This window comes from Streptomyces sp. NPDC093064, from assembly GCF_044754605.1.
In the GTDB taxonomy this organism is placed as follows: Bacteria; Actinomycetota; Actinomycetes; order Streptomycetales; family Streptomycetaceae; genus Streptomyces.
Genome location: NZ_JBIVPK010000001.1, coordinates 288,002 through 306,205 on the forward strand (window position 1 = coordinate 288,002; position 18,204 = coordinate 306,205).

At 69.2% G+C, this 18,204-nt stretch carries 16 protein-coding genes and 1 pseudogene; 9 read left to right on the forward strand and 8 right to left on the reverse strand.

Features of this window, described 5'->3' with window-relative positions; genetic code table 11:
- Positions 1 to 55 precede the first annotated feature (55 nt).
- The gene (locus ACIQFZ_RS01295; protein ID WP_365773988.1) at positions 56 to 1,330 is read right to left on the reverse strand and encodes a glycosyltransferase; all 1,275 of its coding nucleotides are present in this window, start codon (positions 1,328 to 1,330) and stop codon (positions 56 to 58) included.
- A gap of 643 nt (positions 1,331 to 1,973) precedes the next feature.
- Here ACIQFZ_RS01295 and ACIQFZ_RS01300 point away from each other — a divergent pair.
- The 3 genes from ACIQFZ_RS01300 to ACIQFZ_RS01310 all read left to right on the forward strand — a co-directional run bounded on the left by ACIQFZ_RS01300 (position 1,974) and on the right by ACIQFZ_RS01310 (position 3,974).
- Positions 1,974 to 2,765, forward strand: coding sequence for a DUF6445 family protein (locus tag ACIQFZ_RS01300; protein ID WP_402690350.1), 792 nt, complete (start codon positions 1,974 to 1,976; stop codon positions 2,763 to 2,765).
- Between the two features lie 124 nt (positions 2,766 to 2,889).
- A complete protein-coding gene (locus tag ACIQFZ_RS01305; RefSeq protein WP_365436199.1) occupies positions 2,890 to 3,429 on the forward strand; it encodes a winged helix-turn-helix domain-containing protein in 540 nt (179 codons plus the stop codon).
- Entirely contained in the window at positions 3,426 to 3,974 is a 549-nt protein-coding gene (locus ACIQFZ_RS01310; protein WP_402690351.1) for a transposase, read from the forward strand. Before ACIQFZ_RS01305 ends, ACIQFZ_RS01310 begins: the two co-directional genes overlap by 4 nt.
- A 272-nt stretch (positions 3,975 to 4,246) precedes the next feature.
- On the opposite strand, the gene ACIQFZ_RS01315 is transcribed toward ACIQFZ_RS01310, so the two are convergent.
- A complete protein-coding gene (locus ACIQFZ_RS01315; RefSeq protein ID WP_402690352.1) occupies positions 4,247 to 5,560 on the reverse strand; it encodes a methyltransferase domain-containing protein in 1,314 nt (437 codons plus the stop codon).
- 509 nt (positions 5,561 to 6,069) lie between these two features.
- Here ACIQFZ_RS01315 and ACIQFZ_RS01320 point away from each other — a divergent pair.
- Positions 6,070 to 6,192: a hypothetical protein gene (locus ACIQFZ_RS01320; protein ID WP_365432718.1), complete on the forward strand. Its 123-nt coding sequence runs from the start codon at positions 6,070 to 6,072 to the stop codon at positions 6,190 to 6,192.
- Between the two features lie 195 nt (positions 6,193 to 6,387).
- Here the strand turns inward: ACIQFZ_RS01320 and ACIQFZ_RS01325 are convergent, their stop codons facing one another.
- The 3 genes from ACIQFZ_RS01325 to ACIQFZ_RS01335 form a co-directional block, all read right to left on the reverse strand.
- Complete coding sequence (locus ACIQFZ_RS01325) at positions 6,388 to 6,825, reverse strand: hypothetical protein (RefSeq protein WP_365432721.1); 438 nt, start codon at positions 6,823 to 6,825, stop codon at positions 6,388 to 6,390.
- Between the two features lie 102 nt (positions 6,826 to 6,927).
- A complete protein-coding gene (locus ACIQFZ_RS01330; protein WP_376651248.1) occupies positions 6,928 to 8,139 on the reverse strand; it encodes a pyridoxal phosphate-dependent aminotransferase in 1,212 nt (403 codons plus the stop codon).
- Positions 8,140 to 8,279: 140 nt separating this feature from the next.
- Positions 8,280 to 9,656, reverse strand: a complete 1,377-nt coding sequence (locus ACIQFZ_RS01335) for a DUF2079 domain-containing protein (RefSeq protein ID WP_402690353.1) — start codon at positions 9,654 to 9,656, stop codon at positions 8,280 to 8,282.
- 410 nt (positions 9,657 to 10,066) lie between these two features.
- On the opposite strand from ACIQFZ_RS01335, the gene ACIQFZ_RS01340 reads away from it, so the two are divergent.
- Positions 10,067 to 10,939, forward strand: coding sequence for a serine protease (locus ACIQFZ_RS01340; protein ID WP_402690354.1), 873 nt, complete (start codon positions 10,067 to 10,069; stop codon positions 10,937 to 10,939).
- Between the two features lie 45 nt (positions 10,940 to 10,984).
- Here the strand turns inward: ACIQFZ_RS01340 and ACIQFZ_RS01345 are convergent, their stop codons facing one another.
- Both ACIQFZ_RS01345 and ACIQFZ_RS01350 read right to left on the reverse strand, forming a co-directional pair.
- Positions 10,985 to 12,628, reverse strand: a complete 1,644-nt coding sequence (locus ACIQFZ_RS01345; RefSeq protein ID WP_402690355.1) for an amidohydrolase family protein — start codon at positions 12,626 to 12,628, stop codon at positions 10,985 to 10,987.
- A 20-nt stretch (positions 12,629 to 12,648) separates the two neighbouring features.
- Positions 12,649 to 13,914: an amino acid deaminase gene (locus ACIQFZ_RS01350; RefSeq protein ID WP_402690356.1), complete on the reverse strand. Its 1,266-nt coding sequence runs from the start codon at positions 13,912 to 13,914 to the stop codon at positions 12,649 to 12,651.
- A gap of 110 nt (positions 13,915 to 14,024) precedes the next feature.
- Here ACIQFZ_RS01350 and ACIQFZ_RS01355 point away from each other — a divergent pair.
- From ACIQFZ_RS01355 to ACIQFZ_RS01370, 4 genes and pseudogenes are all read left to right on the forward strand, one after another.
- A pseudogene (locus ACIQFZ_RS01355) lies at positions 14,025 to 14,234 on the forward strand (sugar kinase); the annotation flags it as partial.
- Positions 14,235 to 14,404: 170 nt separating this feature from the next.
- Positions 14,405 to 15,166, forward strand: coding sequence for an IclR family transcriptional regulator (locus tag ACIQFZ_RS01360; protein WP_376651253.1), 762 nt, complete (start codon positions 14,405 to 14,407; stop codon positions 15,164 to 15,166).
- Complete coding sequence (locus tag ACIQFZ_RS01365; protein ID WP_376651254.1) at positions 15,163 to 15,582, forward strand: RidA family protein; 420 nt, start codon at positions 15,163 to 15,165, stop codon at positions 15,580 to 15,582. The genes ACIQFZ_RS01360 and ACIQFZ_RS01365 overlap by 4 nt, the downstream gene beginning before the upstream one ends.
- Positions 15,583 to 15,659: 77 nt before the next feature.
- Positions 15,660 to 16,292: a hypothetical protein gene (locus tag ACIQFZ_RS01370; protein ID WP_402690357.1), complete on the forward strand. Its 633-nt coding sequence runs from the start codon at positions 15,660 to 15,662 to the stop codon at positions 16,290 to 16,292.
- 85 nt (positions 16,293 to 16,377) lie between these two features.
- Here ACIQFZ_RS01370 and ACIQFZ_RS01375 read toward each other — a convergent pair whose 3' ends face one another.
- Positions 16,378 to 18,075 (reverse strand): chitinase, encoded by a 1,698-nt coding sequence (locus tag ACIQFZ_RS01375; protein WP_402690358.1) that lies wholly within the window; start codon positions 18,073 to 18,075, stop codon positions 16,378 to 16,380.
- Between the last annotated feature and the right edge of the window lie 129 nt (positions 18,076 to 18,204).

Here is an 18,204-nt window from a genome sequence, read left to right on the forward strand (position 1 = left end):
CAGAGGCGCCCGGTGGAACCTCATGGTCCACCGGGCGCCTGTTGTTCCGCGGGTCCTAGACCAGCAGCAGTCCGCCGCACCGGGCGGCGCCTTCCTTCATCGCGATCAGGTTGGCGACCACGTAGGAGATGTTGTTCTTCGAGTGCCACTCGGTCGGGAAGTAGGTGACCAGGCGGGAGGACTGGAACCGGGCCTCGAGTTCGGGCACCATCGAGCGGTACTGGTCGTCGGTGTAGTACCAGAAGGAGTTCTCGTTGTAGTGGGCGACGTGCGACGGGTCCTGGTACGCGCCGCGGCCGTCGGAGCTGGGCGTCAGGCTGAGGAGCATGCCGCCGGGTGCCAGCACCCGGTACAGCTCGTTGATCAACGGCACCTTCGAGGGCACGTGCGGGAGGAAGTCGACCGCCCGCACCAGGCCGACGGAGCCGTCGGCCAGGTCCAGCTTCCCCGGCAGGGACGCGACGATGTCCACGTTCTTCCCCGGGGCCGGGCCCACGCCCATATAGCCGGGCGGCCTGCGGCCGCCCGTTTGGAAGTCCAGCGCCAGCAGCCCGCGCCGCTGGGTCCATGCGAGGGCGTTGGCCTCGATGTACTTGTCGTACAAGTTGACCGTCTCACTCTGGATGTGTGCGTTGATCTCCGGATCGCGCTGGGTGTTCGCCGGGTGCACCCGCTGGAGGTACAGGCAGCGCTTGATGTGGTGGAAGTCGCCGACGTGGAACAACCGGCACATCAGGTCCTGGTCGTCCAGGACCGCTCGGGCGGCGTCGTACCCGCCGGCCTTCTCGTAGCTCTTCCTGCGGAACGCCCGCACGTGGTTGGGCGCGTACCAGATGTAGGCGATGTTGTGCGGCGTCGGCGCCAGGGAAATGGCCTGCAAGTACTTGCGGCCGTCGACCTTCACCTCCTGGTACTCCCAGCCGAACCTCGCGTCGAAGCGATCGTCGTCCCGCTTGCCGTTCTCGGTGATCTGCGCGGTGTCGCTGTAGACGAAGACGGCCTCGGGGTGGGCGTCGAACGCCTTGCCGAGCTCGGCCAGACACGCCTTCGCCAGCAGGTCGTCGTGGTCGAGTTCCACGAGGATCTCGCCCCGCGCCAGTTCACAGGCCCGGCGCTTCGTCGCTCCGACCCCCTGGACGTCGTCCGCGATCTCCACGCGGACCCGGTCGTCGGGGCGCTCGGGTCGCCACCGGGCACCGTTGTTGAGCAGGACGATCCACTCCCAGTCCGGACAGGTCTGCGCCTGCAGCGACGCGAGACACTCATCGAGGAAACGGGGCCGGTGGCTGGGGGTGAAGACGGAGAACCTGGGTGTCGCGGTCGACGTCATCTGGTCTTCCCTGCGTGGCTCGATGTCGGTGCGGGGCGTACGGAGTTGCGGAGGCGTTCCGGTGCCTGGGGAGGCAGCGTGGGATCGGCTGCGACGGCACGGCCGAATTGCATTCCGGCCTCGCCGTCGCAGCCCTTGGAAACCGCTGCCGTACCGGCGGGCGCTGCCCACAATCGCCTGCGTTTCACGTTGTCACATCTCGTGGAATGGAAAGGACGGACGGATGTGGTTGATCTCAACCGGCCGTATTTCCCCCGACGTTACGAGGCCGTATTGACAACGTCGCCATTTGGCAGGCATGTGGGGCGTGCAGACCACTCGAATGTACGCAAGAAGGACGGCGGGACGCGAGCTTTCTCAGGGTGTGGCTCTTCGAGACGTCTTCGCGCAGGGTCATGTCGCGTAGGCGGTGCAAGGGCTTCCACGCCCCAGTGCTCGCGAGTGCGTTCATCGAGTTGGGCCACTGACTTGACGTACTGTCAGGTCACTCGGAGCGTAGACCCGTTCGACGGTGAACGTTCGAACCCTGGCCTGGATGGCACTTGCGCCGATGTGGGTAATTATGCGGTGAAATCCAGCATTTGCGAGGAACTGCCCCGTAATCTTCGAGCGTCAGTCAGGGTGCGGCGAAGAAGGTGTGACCATGCCATTCAATCCGGGGGAGCAGGTCAACTTCGGCGGTGAGGTCGCCGTCGTGCTGGAGGACCACGGTGACGGTGGCTACCTGATCTCCAGTGGCGCGGCGCAGCTACCGATCGTGGTTCCCGCCGACACCCTTGAGGGCGCGCAGCGCAAGCCCGCCGCCAAGCGGCTGTTCACCCCCACCCCACCGCACCTGCTCTCCGTGGACGACTTCCTCGACGACCCGGACGAGGTGCGCAAGATCGCGCTCAGCGCCGGATACCACGCCGAACCGCACTACTACAAAGGTCTGCGCAGCGACCACCGGTTCCTCTGGCCCGGCCTGCGCGAGGAGTTCTCGCGGCTGCTCGGCACTCCGGTCACCGAATGGCTCAGCCACAACGCCAATGGCGTCTTCCAGCAGACCGCGCACGACGACCCGCTGGTCTGGCACCACGACGCGCAAAGCTACGCCGCCGCGATCTACCTCAACCCGAACCCGCCTGCCGGTGCCGGCACCAGTTTCTGGCGCGACAAGACCCACGGCTGCCGGCGTGCGCCCACCCACCCGATGGAAGCGGCGCGCCTCGGCAGCCCCGAGGCCGTCGAGGCCGCACGCTCGGTCGTCTACGACCCGTACAACCTCGAGCACGAGGACAACTGGGAGCTGGTCGAGTCGATCTCCGGCCAGTACAACCGGCTGGTGATCTGGGACGCGAAACTCATGCACTCAGCCACGTCGTACGAGCACTTCGCCGGGGAGCACGGCACCCACCGCCTGGTGCAGCTCTTCTTCTTCGACATCAACATCTGAGCTTGACGTCTGACCGCAATCTGGGCTCGGGCGTTGCCGGATGGCGAGGCGTCACGTTACTGACTTTGGAAGCGTGATGTCGTTGGGGGCTGTCGGGGTGTGACCGTCGCGGTATGCCGTTTGTATGAGGTATCCGCAGGGTGGTGGGCTGACGCCTGAACGACAGACGTTTCGTGAGCGGATCCGGATGGAGGCTGCCGAACGGTTCGGCGCCGGTGCCTCCAACGCGGAGGTCGCCAAGGACTTACGGGTGAGCGTGCGTTCGGTTCAGCGGTGGCGCCGGGCCTGGCAGGACGTCGGCACGGACGGTCTTCGGTCGGTGGGGCCGGTGTCGCTGCCCAGGCTGAGCGAGAAGCTTTTTGCGGTACTGGAGCAGGAGTTGGCCAAGGGCCCGGTCGCGCACGGCTGGCCGGACCAGACCTGGACACTGGCCCGGATCAAGACCTTGATCGGGCGGCGGTTCCACAAGTCGTTCACGCTCTCGGGTATCTCCCAGATGCTGGGTCGTCACGGCTGGAGTCACCAGGTCCCGGCCCGGCGAGCAGTCGAGCGGGATGACGTGGCCGTGGCCGGGTGGGTGAAGGAGACCTTCCCGCACGTGGAAGCAGCGCGGCGGCGCACGATGCCTACCTCGTCTTCGAGGACGAGGCCGGCTTTTCGATGACGCCGCCGACCGCCCGCACCTGGTCCCGTCGTGGCGACACCCCGGTCATCACGGTGAGGGGACGTTCCCAGCGCCGGATCTCGATCGCGGCCCTGGCCTGCTACAAACCCGGCGCGCGCTCGCGGCTCATCTACCGGCCCATGGTCCACCCGGACCACAAGGCGGGCGGGCGACGCAGCTTCGCGTGGACGGACTACCGCAACCTGCTCATCAGGGCCCACCAGCAGCTCGGCAAGCCGATCGTCCTGGTCTGGGACATTCTCAATGTCCACCGCGACCGTCGCTTACGCGCGTTCATCGACGCCCAGGACTGGGTCACTGTCTACTACCTGCCTCCGTACGCGCTGCAGCTCAACCCGGTCGAGGGCATCTGGTCCCTGCTCCGCAGGCGCTGCCAGGCCGACACCGCCTTCACCGGCCCCGCCCACCTGATGCGCGCCCTCCGGCGGGGACTGCGCCAGGTCCAGTACCAGCCCGACCTCATCGACGGATGCCTTACCGGCACCGGACTCACCCTGACGCCACCACACCCACAACGTCAGTAATGCCGACCCCGGCCCATACCTTGCGGCTGGTGTCCGAGATGGGAGAACCGGGCCGGGGGAGAGTGGCCGGGGTGCGCGGCTTACGTGGCGGGCGCGCTGCCGACTGTGGCGGGCGCCGTACTCCCGCCGTCGCGGCCGCGAGCGCGCGAGGGGACCGCACCGCCGGCCGTGGCCGAGGGCGAGCAACTGCTTCGAAGACGAGTGGGACGCCATCCTTGCGGCCGCCCTTCCGGCGACCGCCAAGACACCCTTTGGCGAGCGGCCCCCGGCGCTCAGCGACGGCGCGCGACCACGAGGTACTGGTAGGCGCTGAGGCGACGGTGTGTCTCAACCCGCTCCGCCCCGAGACCGACGGCGACGTCCACCAGTGGCTCAAGGCTGGCGGGCAGCGGCACCTCGTGGCACGCCACGCTCACTGGCTCGAAGCCGGTGGCGGTCAGCATCTGGTCGAACTCGTGCCGCGTGAAGAAGTGAATGTGGGTGCGATCGAGCAGCCCCTGATCCTCGTAGTGCCAGCGGTCCTGGACCAGTAGCGGCGCAAGCACCGTCCAGTGCTTGACGTTGGGGATTGAGCAGATGATCACGCCCTGGGGGGCGAGGTGGCGGCGAACGACTGACAGCAGTCGGGCCGGATCACGCAGATGCTCGAGCACATCGCCGAAGAGGGCGGCATCGAGATTGTCAGGTAGGTCCGAGACGGTATCGAGATCGGCGACGATCAGCTCGTCGAGACGCCCCGCCGCGATCTCAGCCGCCTGCGGGAAGAGCTCAACCCCGGCGACCCACGCCCCCAACTCCGTCTTAAGCGCGGCGCCGAGGGAACCAGTTCCGCAGCCGACATCGAGAATTCGACGCGCTGTCTGGGGCACGAGCGCTCGGAGGTCTGGCCGGTCCCCCTCGTAGTACACGCCCAACTCCTCGACGCGATGGGCCCGTGTGCCCGCGGCCTGCTCTGCCCCCGCGATCCACTTCGCGCGAAACGCGCGGTCAGCAGCCAAGAATGCGGCCGGATCTCCGTAGCCGCCCTTGGTGTGGTGAATCACCTCGAGATCGTCGACAACGACGCGCATCCCAGCACGGCGCGCCTGGAAACAGATGTCAGCGTCGTAGCCGTGAAACCCGGTAAACGCCTGTTCGTCAAAGCGTAGCTGCTGCACGGCGCGCGGCGAGAGCACCATGATCAAGCCATCGACCATGTCGACATCGCAGCCGCCATCCTGGAAGTCGATCAGGCCCCTCGTCTCGACCACATGCCCCGCGGGGTGATAGTCCCACCACGACAGGCTCCTCACCCCTCGCCCCCCGACCACCCCGATCACGCCGACATCAGGCTCGTCGAGCCGCGCTCGGATCTTCTTGACGAAACCGTCATCCACGATCTCGGTGTCCTCATGCAGCAGCACGAGTGCTTCCAGGTCCTTCCGGCCCCGCGCTTCGTCGAGCACCTTGTTGTACGCCTCGAAGATCGATGTCTCCGAGGAGCACTCGATCATGACGCTATCCGGTTCGCAGATGCGCTGCAGTCCGGGCAATGCGAATCGCTGAAACTTCTCGGCCGAGCCGACGCACGCGCCAAAACAGATCATGTATTAGGTGATCGTCCTGGAGCCGTCACGCTTGAGCCTGGATCTGCCATTTGAGGGACTCATTAACGAATGTGTCGTCATGCCACATTCGTTAATGACGTTGTAGGTGTGGTGTCGGCAGGGTGAGTCCGGTGCCGGTAAGGCATCCGTCGATGAGGTCGGGCTGGTGCTGGACCTGGCGCAGTCCCTGCCGGAGGGCGCAGTTCCTGCTCCAGTACCGCAAACAGCTTCTCGCTCAGCCTGGGCAGGGACACCGGCCCCACCGACCGAAGACCGTCCGTGCTGACGTCCTGCCGCGACGATCACACCCCGTCAGCTCCCAACGACTTCACGCTTCCAAAGTCAGTAGTGGCGGAGTAGGTGTGGTGTCGGCTTGACGGCGTTGGTGAAACGAGACGCGGCCTCGGATGATCAAGGCGTTTGAAGGCCGTTGATCACAACCGAAGCCGCGTCCGTGTGCCATCCTCCTTGATCTCCGCCGCCCCTCGTCGCCACGACCGCCACGCGCCATGGCCGGCCTGTACAACAAGGCCCTCGCCGAACTCGCCGGCTGGCGCAACCACGCCGCTGCAGTCGATCACTACCGGTCACATCCCGACCACGCACTCGACCTGATCAAGCTCACACCGTGAGAAAGGTCGGGCCCTGGGGGAGACGGTGTTCACCGTGACTGGTGCCGTGGACCCCCTGCCGCAGCCTGTCGGTTCGCCGCGGCTGTGCTGTTACCCCGCGGCGGAGAAGGCCGGCTCCGGTGTCATGGCGCCCGGTCTGCGTGTCGCTGCGGGTGCACGCGGACCGGGGCCGATCAGGAAGCCCTCGGTGGAGGGCTAATGGGCCGCGCCGCTGAACTTCTGCGGTTCACTCTGCGCGGCAGCGGCATGGGCGTCCATCCGCTCGGCCGCCAGGATCGCCGCCACGGTGTCCGCCCGGGAGGCGGCGACGACGAGCGCGCGGCCGGCGAGCGCGTGCGCCCGCTGGTGCAGCGCCGACGGCTCGCGGACGGCGGCCACCGACGCGCGGGCCGGAGCATGGCCTCCCCCCAGCCGGGCCACCTGCTCGGCGAGCCGCTCGGCCGCGGTGTCCAGATCCGTGGAGGGGGTCAGTGTGCGCAGCTCGTCCGTGACGGCGAGCAGCGCCGCCAGATGGCCCGCGAGCTGGATGTCCAGCTCCTCCTCGCGGGAGCGGTGGGGGAAGTCCGAGGTGGTGCCGGCCATCGGGCCGTGGACGGACCTGCCGGGGGGCCCGGTGCGGATCGGTTCGTACATGGGATGGCCTCCTGTGCTCTGACAGAAGACATCCTAGCTTAGAACGCGTCTAAAGTTGAGGCCGTTCGCGGAACCGGTCCGTAGGGGTACCGAACGTGAGCGTCAGGATTGGCTGTAGCCGTCCAGGAAGGTGCCGATCCGGCCCACCGCGTCCCGCAGGTCGCCGACCGAGGGCAGCGTGACGACCCGGAAGTGATCCGGCTCGGGCCAGTTGAAGCCCGTGCCCTGGACGACCATGATCTTCTCGCGGCGCAGCAGGTCCAGGACCATCCGCCGGTCGTCCTTGATCTTGAAGACCGCGGGGTCCAGGCGTGGGAAGAGGTACAGCGCGCCCTTCGGGCGTACGCATGTCACGCCCGGGATCTGCGTGAGCAGCTCGTAGGCGACGTCCATCTGCTCCTTCAGCCGCCCACCCGGCAGGACCAGCTCGTTGATGCTCTGCCGCCCGCTGAGCGCGGCCACCACGCCGTGCTGGCCCGGCATGTTCGCGCACAGGCGCATGTTCGCCAGGATCGTCAGGCCCTCGAGGTAGGACTCGGCGTGCGCGCGGGGGCCGGAGACGGACATCCAGCCCACCCGGTAGCCGGCCACCCGGTACGCCTTGGACATGCCGTTGAACGTCAGGGTCAGCAGGTCCGGCGCGACCGACGCGGTCGGGGTGTGCGTGGCGCCGTCGTAGAGGATCTTGTCGTAGATCTCGTCGGAGCAGACCAGCAGGTTGTGCCGGCGGGCGATGTCGGTCAGCCCCTTGAGCACGGCCGGGTCGTAGACCGCGCCGGTGGGGTTGTTGGGGTTGATGATGACGATCGCTTTGGTGCGGTCGGTGACCTTGCGCTCCACGTCGGCGAGGTCGGGCATCCAGTCGGACTGCTCGTCGCAGCGGTAGTGGACGGCGGTGCCGCCGGACAGGGAGACCGCGGCCGTCCACAGGGGGTAGTCCGGCGCCGGCACGAGGACCTCGTCGCCGTCGTCCAGCAGTCCCTGCATGGCCATCACGATCAGCTCGGAGACGCCGTTGCCGATGAAGACGTGCTCGACGTCCGTCTCGATCCCGAGGGTCTGGTTGTGCATGACGACCGCGCGCCGGGCGGCCAGCAGCCCCTTGGCGTCGCCGTAGCCGTGGGCCGTCGAGACGTTGCGGAGGATGTCCTCCAGGATCTCCGGCGGGCACTCGAAGCCGAACGCCGCCGGGTTGCCCGTGTTCAGCTTCAGGATGCGGTGACCGGCCGCCTCCAGCCGCATCGCCTCCTCGAGTACGGGGCCCCGGATCTCGTAGCAGACGTTGGCGAGCTTCGTGGACTGGATCACCTGCATGTCCGCGAGCTTACGGCCACGTGGCACCGATTGTGGGGAGTTTTCCATCACGTGAGACGGAGGATTTGATCACTTTTGGCATTACTGGCGCTGCTCGTCGGATCTCGTTGCGTTTCGGCCGGTATGCGGGCGTGGTCGTCTCAGTCGCGGTGGTGCAGCAGTGCGAAGCCGTCCTGCAGTTCCACCAGCTCGTATCCTCTCTGGCGGTCGGCCGTCAGGTGCTGCTGTTCGGCTTCGGCGCTCAGCGGGGCGCCCAGCCACCCTCGTGCCTCGGCCGGAGCCCAGGTGTCCACCATGATCCACTGAGGGTTGGGGCGGTTGCCTTCGGCGCCGTAGATGCTGACGCTCGTGCGGTTGGTCAGCTGGGGCACCAGATGGTCGGACGCCTGGACCGTGGCGCCGTCGGGGATGAAGTTCATCAGACGACGGGCGACGGCGACACGGGGATCGGTCCGCCAGGTGTCCGGCTGGAACAGCTGGAACAACGCGAAGCTCGGAAGGATCGCGAGGGTGATCGCGGCGGAGCCGGCGAGGTAACGCCGCAGACTGGGCCCGCTCGTCCCGCGCCGCACCAGGGCGTCGATGAACGCCGCGAACACGATCGGCATCAGGATGAGCGAGTAGTGGAAGCCGGTCCCCCAGTGCAGGCCGTTGTTGGACGCGAAGCGCCACACCAGGGTCGGCACGGCGACCCACAGCAGGGGGGACCGCAGCGCCAGGAACAGGGTGGGAGCCAGCACCAGGAGGAGGGTCGTCACCTTGGTCAGCGGGGTGACGAGACCGATCGTGCCCCGGTGGAGGAGGTCCAGCAGACCGCCCGCACCGCTTCCGGCCGTGGCGTCGGAGGAGCCCTGCAACAGGGACCAGTAGGCGAAGGCCCCGTTCGGGCTGAACGCCGGCAGAATCACGAAGAGCGCGAGTGCCGCCCCGGCGAGACCGATCGCGGCCGCGAACAGTCCGAGCCTGCGGTTGCCGCGCCGGGCGATGACGAGACCGATGGCGAGAACCGTGAGCCCGAGGTCTTCCTTCACGAGCAGGAGGGGCAGGGCCCAGCACCCCGCGGCGACGAGCCGGTCGTTGCCCAGGGCGGTGAGCGAGAGGGTCAGGAGCGGTACGGCGAAGGCGACTTCGTGGAAGTCGTAGCCGACCGCGCTGGCGATTCCCCAGGACAGTCCGTAGCAGGCGCCGATCACGGCGGCGGCCGGAATGCCAAGGGTTCGACGTACCCAGAGGGCCAGCGGGACCACGCTCACGGCGATCAGAGCGGCCTGCACGACGAGAAGCGTTTCCGCTCCCTGCCACACCCAGTACAAAGGCGCCATCAGCGCAAGGATGGGAGAGAAGTGATCCCCCAGGACGGGAAAGCCCTGGCCCTTCACTTCGGAGACCGGCAAGTGCCCTTCCGCGTAGGAGCGGACGACCTGATCAAAGATTCCCAGGTCATAGCTGCTGGTGATCATCCGATGGTGGAGGTGCAGCGACAGCGTCGCGTACATCACGAAAAGCGTTCCCGCCATGGCCCAGATCCACCAGATGCCGGCGAAGCGGCCTGAGTACGGTGATTCGGCCGCCTCCCATTTCTTGGACGACGACTGTGTGGGGACCGCTGCGCTTTTGGTGGACTGTGCTTGCATTGAGAGCCCTTCGGGGAACCGGAATTGGCAGCCATCAAGATGCCAGCCGTATGCGGTATTCGACTGTGACGCGGCGTCAATCAAACTCCCGTGTGGTCAGAATCCGCCGAATGGCCGCACGAGAGGGCGGTGCGGTGCCCTCGCCGGCCCCGCCGACGCTCAGCGCGCTCCATCTTCCGCCGACCGCCCCCGACTTCTTGTGGCCGACCCCTCGTGCCATCACAATGCACATGACAAGACAGCGGGACCGGAAGATCTCCGGTCCCTCACGTCTGAAGAGGGGACCCCCACAGATGAACAAGCCTCTCCTTGCCGCGCTCGCGACCCTGGTGATCACCGGGGCGGGCATGGCACCCGCGGCCGCCGCCACCCCGACCAGCGGCGCGGCGTCCGCCCCTGCGAAGGGGACGGCCGACGCGAGTCCCGCGCTGGCGGCCGTCGACTTCGCCGGCACCGTCGCGCTGAGCAACTGCTCCGGTTCGGTCGTCCGTCTCCCCGGCTCCGCGGACGGCGACCCGGCGCTCGTGCTCAGCAACGGCCACTGCCTGGAGACCGGCTTCCCGTCGCCCGGCCAGGTCATCGTGGGCCAGACATCCAGCCGCACCTTCGGCCTGCTCAACTCGGCCGGCACCCAGGTCGGGACGCTCCGGGCGAACAAGGTCGTCTACTCGACCATGACCGACACGGACGTCACGATCTACCAGCTCACCAGCACCTACGCGCAGATCAAGAGCTCCTACGGCATCAACGCGCTGCCCCTGAGCGACACCCACCCCGTCGCCGGCACCGCCATCAAGGTGGTCTCCGGCTACTGGAAGCGGATCTACAGCTGCAACATCGACGGCTTCGTCTACCGCCTGAAGGAGGGGAACTGGACCTGGAAGGACTCCGTCCGCTACACCTCCGCCTGCGACACGATCGGCGGCACGTCCGGCTCGCCCGTCATCGACACCGCCACCGGCAAGGTCGTCGCCGTCAACAACACCGGCAACGAGAGCGGCGGCCGCTGCACCGTGAACAACCCGTGCGAGGTCGACGCGAGCGGCACCATCACCGTCCGGCAGGGCATCAACTACGCCGAGCAGACCTACCAGATCCCCGCCTGCTTCGGCGCCGGCAACAAGCTCGACCTGACCAGGAGCGGCTGCACCCTGCCCAAGCCCTGACCGGCAAACCACAGGGCGGGGCGGGCGGGAATTTGACGACAGGGCCTAGGTCCGGCGGACCGCCCGCCCCGCCAGTACGTCGGTGCGCCGTCCGTCCTCGATCACGAACCGGCCGTCGATCAGGACGTAGGGGATCCCCGTCGGCAGCGCGCGCGGCCGCTCGAAGGTCGAGCCCGGCGCGACCGTGGCCGGGTCGAACAGGACCAGGTCGGCCCGGTACCCCTCGCGGACCACACCCCGGTCCGGCAGCCGCAGCCGGGCCGCCGGGCGCCCGGTGAGGTGCGCGACGCACTCCTCCAGCGACAGCACGCCCAACTCCCGTACGTACCGGCCGAGGTACCGCGGGAAGGTGCCGTAGGCCCGCGGATGCGGCTTGGTGCCCCGCAGGATGCCGTCGGATCCGCCCGTGTGGGCGCGGTGGCGCATGATCGCCCGGACGTTCTCCTCGTGGCCGACGTGCTGGAGGACCGTCGTGCCCAGCCGGTCCTCCACCAGCAGCCGCCGGGCGGTGGTCCAGGGCTCCTCGCCGCGCAGGGCCGCCGCCTCCCGGACCGTCAGGCCGACGTACTGCGCGAGCGCGGGGACGGTGACCCCGGAGATCTCGATCGTCTCCCACTCCACCGGGACCCCGTGGCAGCCGTCCGAGCCGGTCACCTCCAGGTGGTGGCGGATCCGCTCCGCGGTGTCCTCGTCGGCCAGCCGCCCGAGGACCGCCTCCGGGCCGCCCTCGCCCGCCCAGCTCGGCAGCAGGGCCACCAGGGTGGTGCAGCCGGGGGTGTAGGGGTAGGTGTCCAGGGTGATGTCGGCGCCGGCGGCGAGTGCCTCGTCGAGGAGGGCCAGCAGTTCGCCGGCGCGGCCCTTGTTCGGGCCGAAGTTCATGGTGGCGTGCGCCAGATGCAGCGGGCAGCCCGCCTCGCGCGCGAGCCGCACCGTCTCCGCGTACGCCTCGAGCGCTCCGGCGCCGTAACTGCGGTGGTGCGGACAGTAGTAGCCGCCGTGCGCCGCCACCACCCGGCACAGCTCCGTCAGTTCGGCGTCCCCCGCGTACATCCCGGGGGTGTAGGTGAGCCCGGCGGACATGCCGACCGCGCCCTGTTCCATGCCCTCGGCGACCAACCGCCGCATCCGGTCCAGCTCTTCGGGCGTGGCCGCGCGGTCCTCCCAGCCGACGGCGAGCGCGCGGACCGTGCCTTGCGGGACCAGATAGGCGGCGTTGACGGCGATGCCCTCGCCGTCGAAGCCGTGGTCGAGACGGTCCAGGTACTCGCCCACCGAACGCCAGGTGAAGTCGATGTCGTCGCCGTCGCCGTTCCAGCCGCTGATCGCCCGGCGCACCTCGGCGAGGGTGCGGTCGTCGACCGGCGCGTACGACAGCCCGTCCTGTCCGACGACCTCCAGCGTGACGCCCTGCGCCGCCTTCGCGCTGTGGTCGGGGTCGCGCAGCAGGGCGAGGTCGCTGTGGGCGTGCATGTCGATGAAGCCCGGGGCCAGCACCAGGCCCTCCGCGTCCAGCTCCCGCCGTGCCCGCGGGCGCTGGCAGCCGGCCGCCGCGGCCTCCTTGACGACGGAGACGATCCTGCCGTCCTTGACGGCCACGTCGGCGCGGTAGGAGGAGGCGCCGGTGCCGTCGGCCACGTCCGCGTCCCGGATGACGAGACCGGCGTAGTCGGCGAGCTCCACGGGGTCCATGGCGGCGCCTCCCGAAGCCCCTAGAAGAACGTACGGACGTATGCGACGACGGTACCGTCCGCCTCGGCCACCGGAATGAGCGGCCACTTGTCGAAGGACGTGCACGGGTGGGAGAGCCCCAGGCCGACCCAGTCGCCGACCTCCAGTTCCGCCCCGGAGGCGGTGCTCAGCCAGGCGTGCTGGTCGGACAGGCCGGTGACCTCGATCCCCGTCGCCGGGCGTTCGGCGCCGTCCCGGCGCACCACCTGGGCGAAGGGCAGGTCGAGGTCGTAGGCCGCGTCCCGCTTGCCCGCGTTGGCGAAGGCCTGTTCGGGGCTGGGGCGGGAGACCACCTGCGCCCAGAGGCGGAAGGCGGGCTCCAGGGCGCCCTCCTCGGGGACGCGGTTGAAGGGCGTGATCTTGCGGTAGTGCCCGTCGTCGTGCGAGACGTACGCGCCCGAACGCAGCAACTTCAGTACAGGCAGGGAGAGTTCGGGGATGTCGGCGAACATCTCGGCCACCGTGTCGAACCAGGCGCTGCCGCCCGCGCTCACCACGATCTCCTCTGCCCGTGCGAACTTCCCGGCCTTGTCGAGGTCCACGGCCAGGCCGACGAGCCGGATCAGCCACGCCCGCACCCGCTCGGGGTCGGCCTGCGGCACCTCGGCCTCGTAACCGGCGACCCCGACGAGACGCAGGGTGTCCGTGGCCGCCACCGCGTCGGCGACCGCCGCGCACTCGGCCTCCGTGCGCACACCGGTGCGCGCGCCCTCCCCGGCTCCCAGCTCGACGACCACGTCCACCGGGCGGGCGGCACCCTCCAGCGCCGCGTCCATCAGCTCCACCCCGTGCACGGAGTCGACGTAGCAGATGAAGCGGAAGGAGGGGTCGGCGGCCAGTTCCGCGGCGATCCAGCGCAGGGCCGCCGGGTCCACCAGCTCGTTGGCCAGGAAGACCCGGCTGATGCCGAACGCCCGGGCCACGCGCACCTGGTGCGGCACCGCGAGCGTGATGCCCCAGGCGCCGTGCTCCAGCTGGCGGTGGAAGAGCTGCGGGGCCATGGAGGTCTTGCCGTGCGGGGCGAAGGCGAGGCCGTGGCGGGCCGCGTAGGTCTCCATCAGCTTCAGGTTGTGCTCCAGGCGCTCGGCGGAGAGGGCGAGCACGGGCGTCGTGAAGCCGTCGGTGAAGAGGTTGCGGCGCTGGGCGGTCAGCTCGCCGACGGTCAGGCCGTCCGCGTCCGGCGGGAGGCCCTTGAAACGGTGGTCGACGCGTTCCTCGGCCAGCCGGGCGAGCGCTTCCGTGCTCATCGAGCCCCCTTCAGAATCGTTGCAATATGTGCAACGGTCATTGCGTGCAGTGCTTATCGGTGTCTAGCATCTCGCCGAAGTCGGGTCAATGTCCGCGGTCCGCCGGGTCTATGCCGGCGCCACGGAACCCGAAGGGAGTCACCATCGTCAACGCCGCCCACGGAACGCCCGGCGCACCCGCCGTCGTGGACGCTGTCACGCCCGGCGAGTCGATGGTCACGTTCCCGCCCTCCCGTCCGGGCCGCCCGGCCGACATGCCCTTCTTCGAGCGGGCCGCCGGCGGCGCCGAGTCCGATGTGGCCTGCGCCCTCGCCGGGCACCCTGACGCCGCGCTCACCGTCCCCGGCGACCTCGCCACGCCTCCCGCCCGGCGCCACGCCGACCGGCCGGCCGCCCTGGGTGAGGCTGCGTGGGCAAGACTGCGACTCGCCCCCGGCCGGACGGGCACCGCGCAAGGTGCCGAGGAGGCCGAGCAGGAGGTCCGTACGCCATGAGCCAGACCGTCGACCGGGCGCTGAGCATCCTGCCGCTGCTCGCCGAGGGCCCCGCCGACCTCGGGCGGGTCGCCGACCGCCTCGGCGTCCACAAGTCCACCGCGATGCGGCTGCTGCGCACCCTCCACCAGCACGGGCTCGTCCACCGCCAGTCCGACCAGCGCTACCGGCTCGGCGCCCGGCTCTTCGCCCTCGCCCAGGAGGCGATGGAGAGCCTCGACGTGCGCGAGATCGCCCATCCCCACCTGCTGAGCCTCGGCGAGCAGTGCGGGCACACCGTGCACCTGGCCGTCCACGAGGACGACGAGGTGCTCTACATCGACAAGGTGGACAGCCGCTACCCGGTGCGCATGTACTCCCGGATCGGCAAGCCCGTCGCCATCACCGTCGCGGCCGTGGCCAAGCTGCTGCTCGCCGACCTGACCGAGGCCGAGCGGCGCGCGATCGCCCAGAGGCTCGACTACCCCATGTACACGGCCCGTTCGACACCGAACGCCGCCGCTTTCCTGAAGGAGCTGGCGACGGTGCGCGAACAGGGCTGGGCCGCCGACCTCGGCGGTCACGAGGAGTCCATCAACTGCGTCGCCGCGCCCATCCGCGGCGCGGACGGCCGAGTGGTCGCCGCGATGTCGGTCTCCGCGCCGAACGTCGTCGTCACCGCCGACGATCTCCTCGCCCTGCTCCCGCTGGTGCGCCGTACCGCGGACGCCATCAGCGACGAGTTCTCCGGCAGAAACCCAGTGAAGGACCCCGTATGAGCGACACGACGGCCAAGATCGCCCTCACCCCCGCGACCCACACCACCCCGCCCGCGAAGTTCTCCCACGGGGTGCGGAAGGGCAACATCCTCCAGGTCGCCGGCCAGGTCGGCTTCCTGCCCGCCGAGGAGGGCGTGCCCCCCACGCCGGCCGGCCCGACCCTGCGCGAGCAGACCCTCCAGACCCTCGCCAACGTCAAGGCGATCCTGGAGGAGGGCGGCGCGACCTGGGACGACGTGATGATGATTCGCGTCTACCTCACGGACGTGGCCCACTTCGCGGAGATGAACGACCTCTACAACACGTACTTCGAGGAGCAGGGCCTCACCCAGCCGCCCGCCGCCCGCACCACCGTCTACGTCGGCCTGCCCGCGGGCCTGCTGATCGAGATCGACGCGCTCGCCGTGCTCGACTGACGCGTCTTGGCCATCTTCGTATAACGAAGTCGGGGCTGGCTGTGTCCGGCACAGGTTCGTCGACCATACTGCCCGCTGTGGAGCAGCGCATAGGTTCGAGCAGCCAGCCCCTGAAGGCCGAGCCCGTGAAGGGTGCCGGGTTCGACCCGGCCTACATCCCCGGGCTCACCGCACCCGCGACGGCGGAACCGGAGGACGCCCGGCCGCGGCAGGCCGAGCAGCCGCCGGCATCCGAGCCGTCGGCCGTGGAGGCGGTCGCGGACGATGCCGGACCCGCCGGGAAGGCGGAGCGGCAGGAGGCGGAGCGGCAGGAGGAGGAGCGGCCGGAGGAGGAGCGGCCGGAGGAACGACAGGAAGAGGCCGTCGACGGTCCCGTCTTCGAGGCCGCCGACCGCCGGGCCCGCATCGTCGCCGACCACAAGGGCGTACGCCTCTGCCTGGACGACCAGGAGTGCGAGTTCCGCTGGGACGAGATCGGCGCCGTCGAGACGGAGACCCCCCGTTTCGGCAAGCGGTTCACCATCACCGTCCACACCCCGGACCGGCGCTGGTACCCCATCGAGATCGAGGCCCCTGCCAGGGCACGCTTCGATGAATGGGAGACGCGACTGGACGCTGTCCTGGACGCGTACTTCGAGGACGGCACCGCCGATAAGGACGGCACCGCAGACAAGGACGCGGCGGCCGAGCCGCCCACCGACGACGCCTGACCCCGACGACTCCTGTCCGGACCGAGCGGCTGCCGCCGCGCCCACTCGGAGGGCGCCGCGGCAGCCGCGAAGGGTTTCCGGGGCGTTACGGCAGTGCGTGCACGTGCGGGCCCACCGTGTTCGACCAGGCGTTGCCCGCCGTCGCGTCCCAGTTGGTGGACCAGGTCATGGCGCCGCGCAGGGCCGGGTAGGTCTTCGAGGGCTTGAAGGAGCCGCAGTTGGTGCCCTTGGCCAGGCAGTCCAGGGCGTTGTTCACCACCGACGGCGAGACATAGCCGCTGCCTGCGCCCCTCGTGGAGGCGGGGACGCCCAGGCCGACCTGGGACGGGGCGAGGCCGCTCTCCAACTGGATGCAGGCGAGGGCGGTGAGGAAGTCGACCGAGCCCTGGCTGTAGACCTTGCCGTCGCAGCCCAGCATGGAACCGCTGTTGTAGTACTGGGTGTTGACGACCGTGAGGATGTCCTTGACGTTCAGCGCGGTCTGGAAGTAGCCGGCCGACGTGGACTGCATGTCGATGGTCTGCGGGGCCATCGTGAGGATCAGCGACGGGCCCGCCTTGCCGGACAGGGAGCGCAGGGCCTGGGTCATGTAGGTGGCGTTCAGGCCGTTCTCCAGGTCGATGTCGACGCCGTCGAAGCCGTACGTCTGCATCAGCGAGTAGACGGAGTTGGCGAAGTTGGTCGCGGAGGTCGAGTCGCTCACCGAGACGGTGCCCGTCTCACCGCCGACCGAGATGACGACCTTCTTGCCGGCGGCCTGCTTGGCCTTGATGTCCGACTTGAACTGGTCGACCGTGTAGCCGTTCAGGCCGGCCGAGTCGAGAGTGAAGTTCACCGCGCCCCGGGTGGCCGTCGCGTCGGCGAAGGCGACGGCGATGATGTCGTACTGCGACGGCACGTCCGAGATCCTCTGGACCGTGGCGCCGTTGTTGAAGTTCTGCCAGTAGCCGGTCACCGCGTGCTTCGGGAGGCCGGTGCCGCCCCCGCCCCCGCCGGAGGACGCCGTCGTACCCGTCACGGTCGCCGACCTCGCCGACTCGCCCGCCGCGTTCGTCGCCGTGACCTGGAAGGAGTACGAGGTGGCGGCCGCGAGGCCGGTCACCGTCGCCGTCGTGCCGCTCACCGCGGTCACCTTCGAGCCGTCGCGGTAGACGTTGTAGCCGGTGGCGCCCGAGACCGTGTTCCAGGACAGCGACACCGACGAGGACGTCGTGCCCGTCACTCCCAGGCCGCCCGGCGCGGACGGCACCGTCGGGGCCGGGTCACCGCCGCCGCCCCCGTCGGGGCCGAAGACGGAGACGTCGTCGGCGTAGTACGCCGCCTGCCCGTACCAGCCGTGCAGGTACACCGTCACCGAGGTCGTCGAGGAGCCGGTGGTGAAGGTGGTCGAGAGCTGCTTCCAGCTCGCCGAGTCCGGCGTCCAGGTGGAGACGTCCGTGGTGCCCGTGCCGGTCGCGCCCAGGTAGGTGTACCCGCCTTGCACCCATGCGCTCAGCGTGTACGTCGAGTTGGGCTTGACCGCGACCGTCTGGGTGCACTGGGCGTTGTCCAGCCCGGCCGGTGTGGCCTTCAGCGCGGCGGAGCCGCCGTGCACGGGGGAGGAGACGGTCGTACCGCTGCCGGCCGAGCAGGACCAGTTGTTCAGGCCCGACTCGAAGCCGGCGTTCTTGGCGTTGTTGACGTCAGCCGCCGACGCCTGGCCGGCCCCGGCGAAGGAGAGGGCGAGGGCGGCGGTGACGGCTCCCGACCACAGGCGCAGCCGTCGTGCTCTGGGTCTGGGCATGCCTGGTACGCGGTCCACTGGGGCCTCCGGTGGGGGAGAGGGGGGTGAAGGGGAGGGCAGGACAAACGGTGGCCATCGCTTGGTCGTACAAGTTGGTCCAGACCATTTGGCTTGTCAAGAGGTCCAGAC

Coding starts and splice junctions, on each gene's coding strand:
- ACIQFZ_RS01295 (WP_365773988.1), bottom strand. CDS start 1,330: ATGACGTCGACCGCGACACCCAGGTTCTCCGTCTTCACCCCCAGCCAC.
- ACIQFZ_RS01300 (WP_402690350.1), top strand. CDS start 1,974: ATGCCATTCAATCCGGGGGAGCAGGTCAACTTCGGCGGTGAGGTCGCC.
- ACIQFZ_RS01305 (WP_365436199.1), top strand. CDS start 2,890: ATGAGGTATCCGCAGGGTGGTGGGCTGACGCCTGAACGACAGACGTTT.
- ACIQFZ_RS01310 (WP_402690351.1), top strand. CDS start 3,426: ATGACGCCGCCGACCGCCCGCACCTGGTCCCGTCGTGGCGACACCCCG.
- ACIQFZ_RS01315 (WP_402690352.1), bottom strand. CDS start 5,560: ATGATCTGTTTTGGCGCGTGCGTCGGCTCGGCCGAGAAGTTTCAGCGA.
- ACIQFZ_RS01320 (WP_365432718.1), top strand. CDS start 6,070: ATGGCCGGCCTGTACAACAAGGCCCTCGCCGAACTCGCCGGCTGGCGC.
- ACIQFZ_RS01325 (WP_365432721.1), bottom strand. CDS start 6,825: ATGTACGAACCGATCCGCACCGGGCCCCCCGGCAGGTCCGTCCACGGC.
- ACIQFZ_RS01330 (WP_376651248.1), bottom strand. CDS start 8,139: ATGCAGGTGATCCAGTCCACGAAGCTCGCCAACGTCTGCTACGAGATC.
- ACIQFZ_RS01335 (WP_402690353.1), bottom strand. CDS start 9,656: ATGGCGGGAACGCTTTTCGTGATGTACGCGACGCTGTCGCTGCACCTC.
- ACIQFZ_RS01340 (WP_402690354.1), top strand. CDS start 10,067: ATGAACAAGCCTCTCCTTGCCGCGCTCGCGACCCTGGTGATCACCGGG.
- ACIQFZ_RS01345 (WP_402690355.1), bottom strand. CDS start 12,628: ATGGACCCCGTGGAGCTCGCCGACTACGCCGGTCTCGTCATCCGGGAC.
- ACIQFZ_RS01350 (WP_402690356.1), bottom strand. CDS start 13,914: ATGAGCACGGAAGCGCTCGCCCGGCTGGCCGAGGAACGCGTCGACCAC.
- ACIQFZ_RS01360 (WP_376651253.1), top strand. CDS start 14,405: ATGAGCCAGACCGTCGACCGGGCGCTGAGCATCCTGCCGCTGCTCGCC.
- ACIQFZ_RS01365 (WP_376651254.1), top strand. CDS start 15,163: ATGAGCGACACGACGGCCAAGATCGCCCTCACCCCCGCGACCCACACC.
- ACIQFZ_RS01375 (WP_402690358.1), bottom strand. CDS start 18,075: ATGCCCAGACCCAGAGCACGACGGCTGCGCCTGTGGTCGGGAGCCGTC.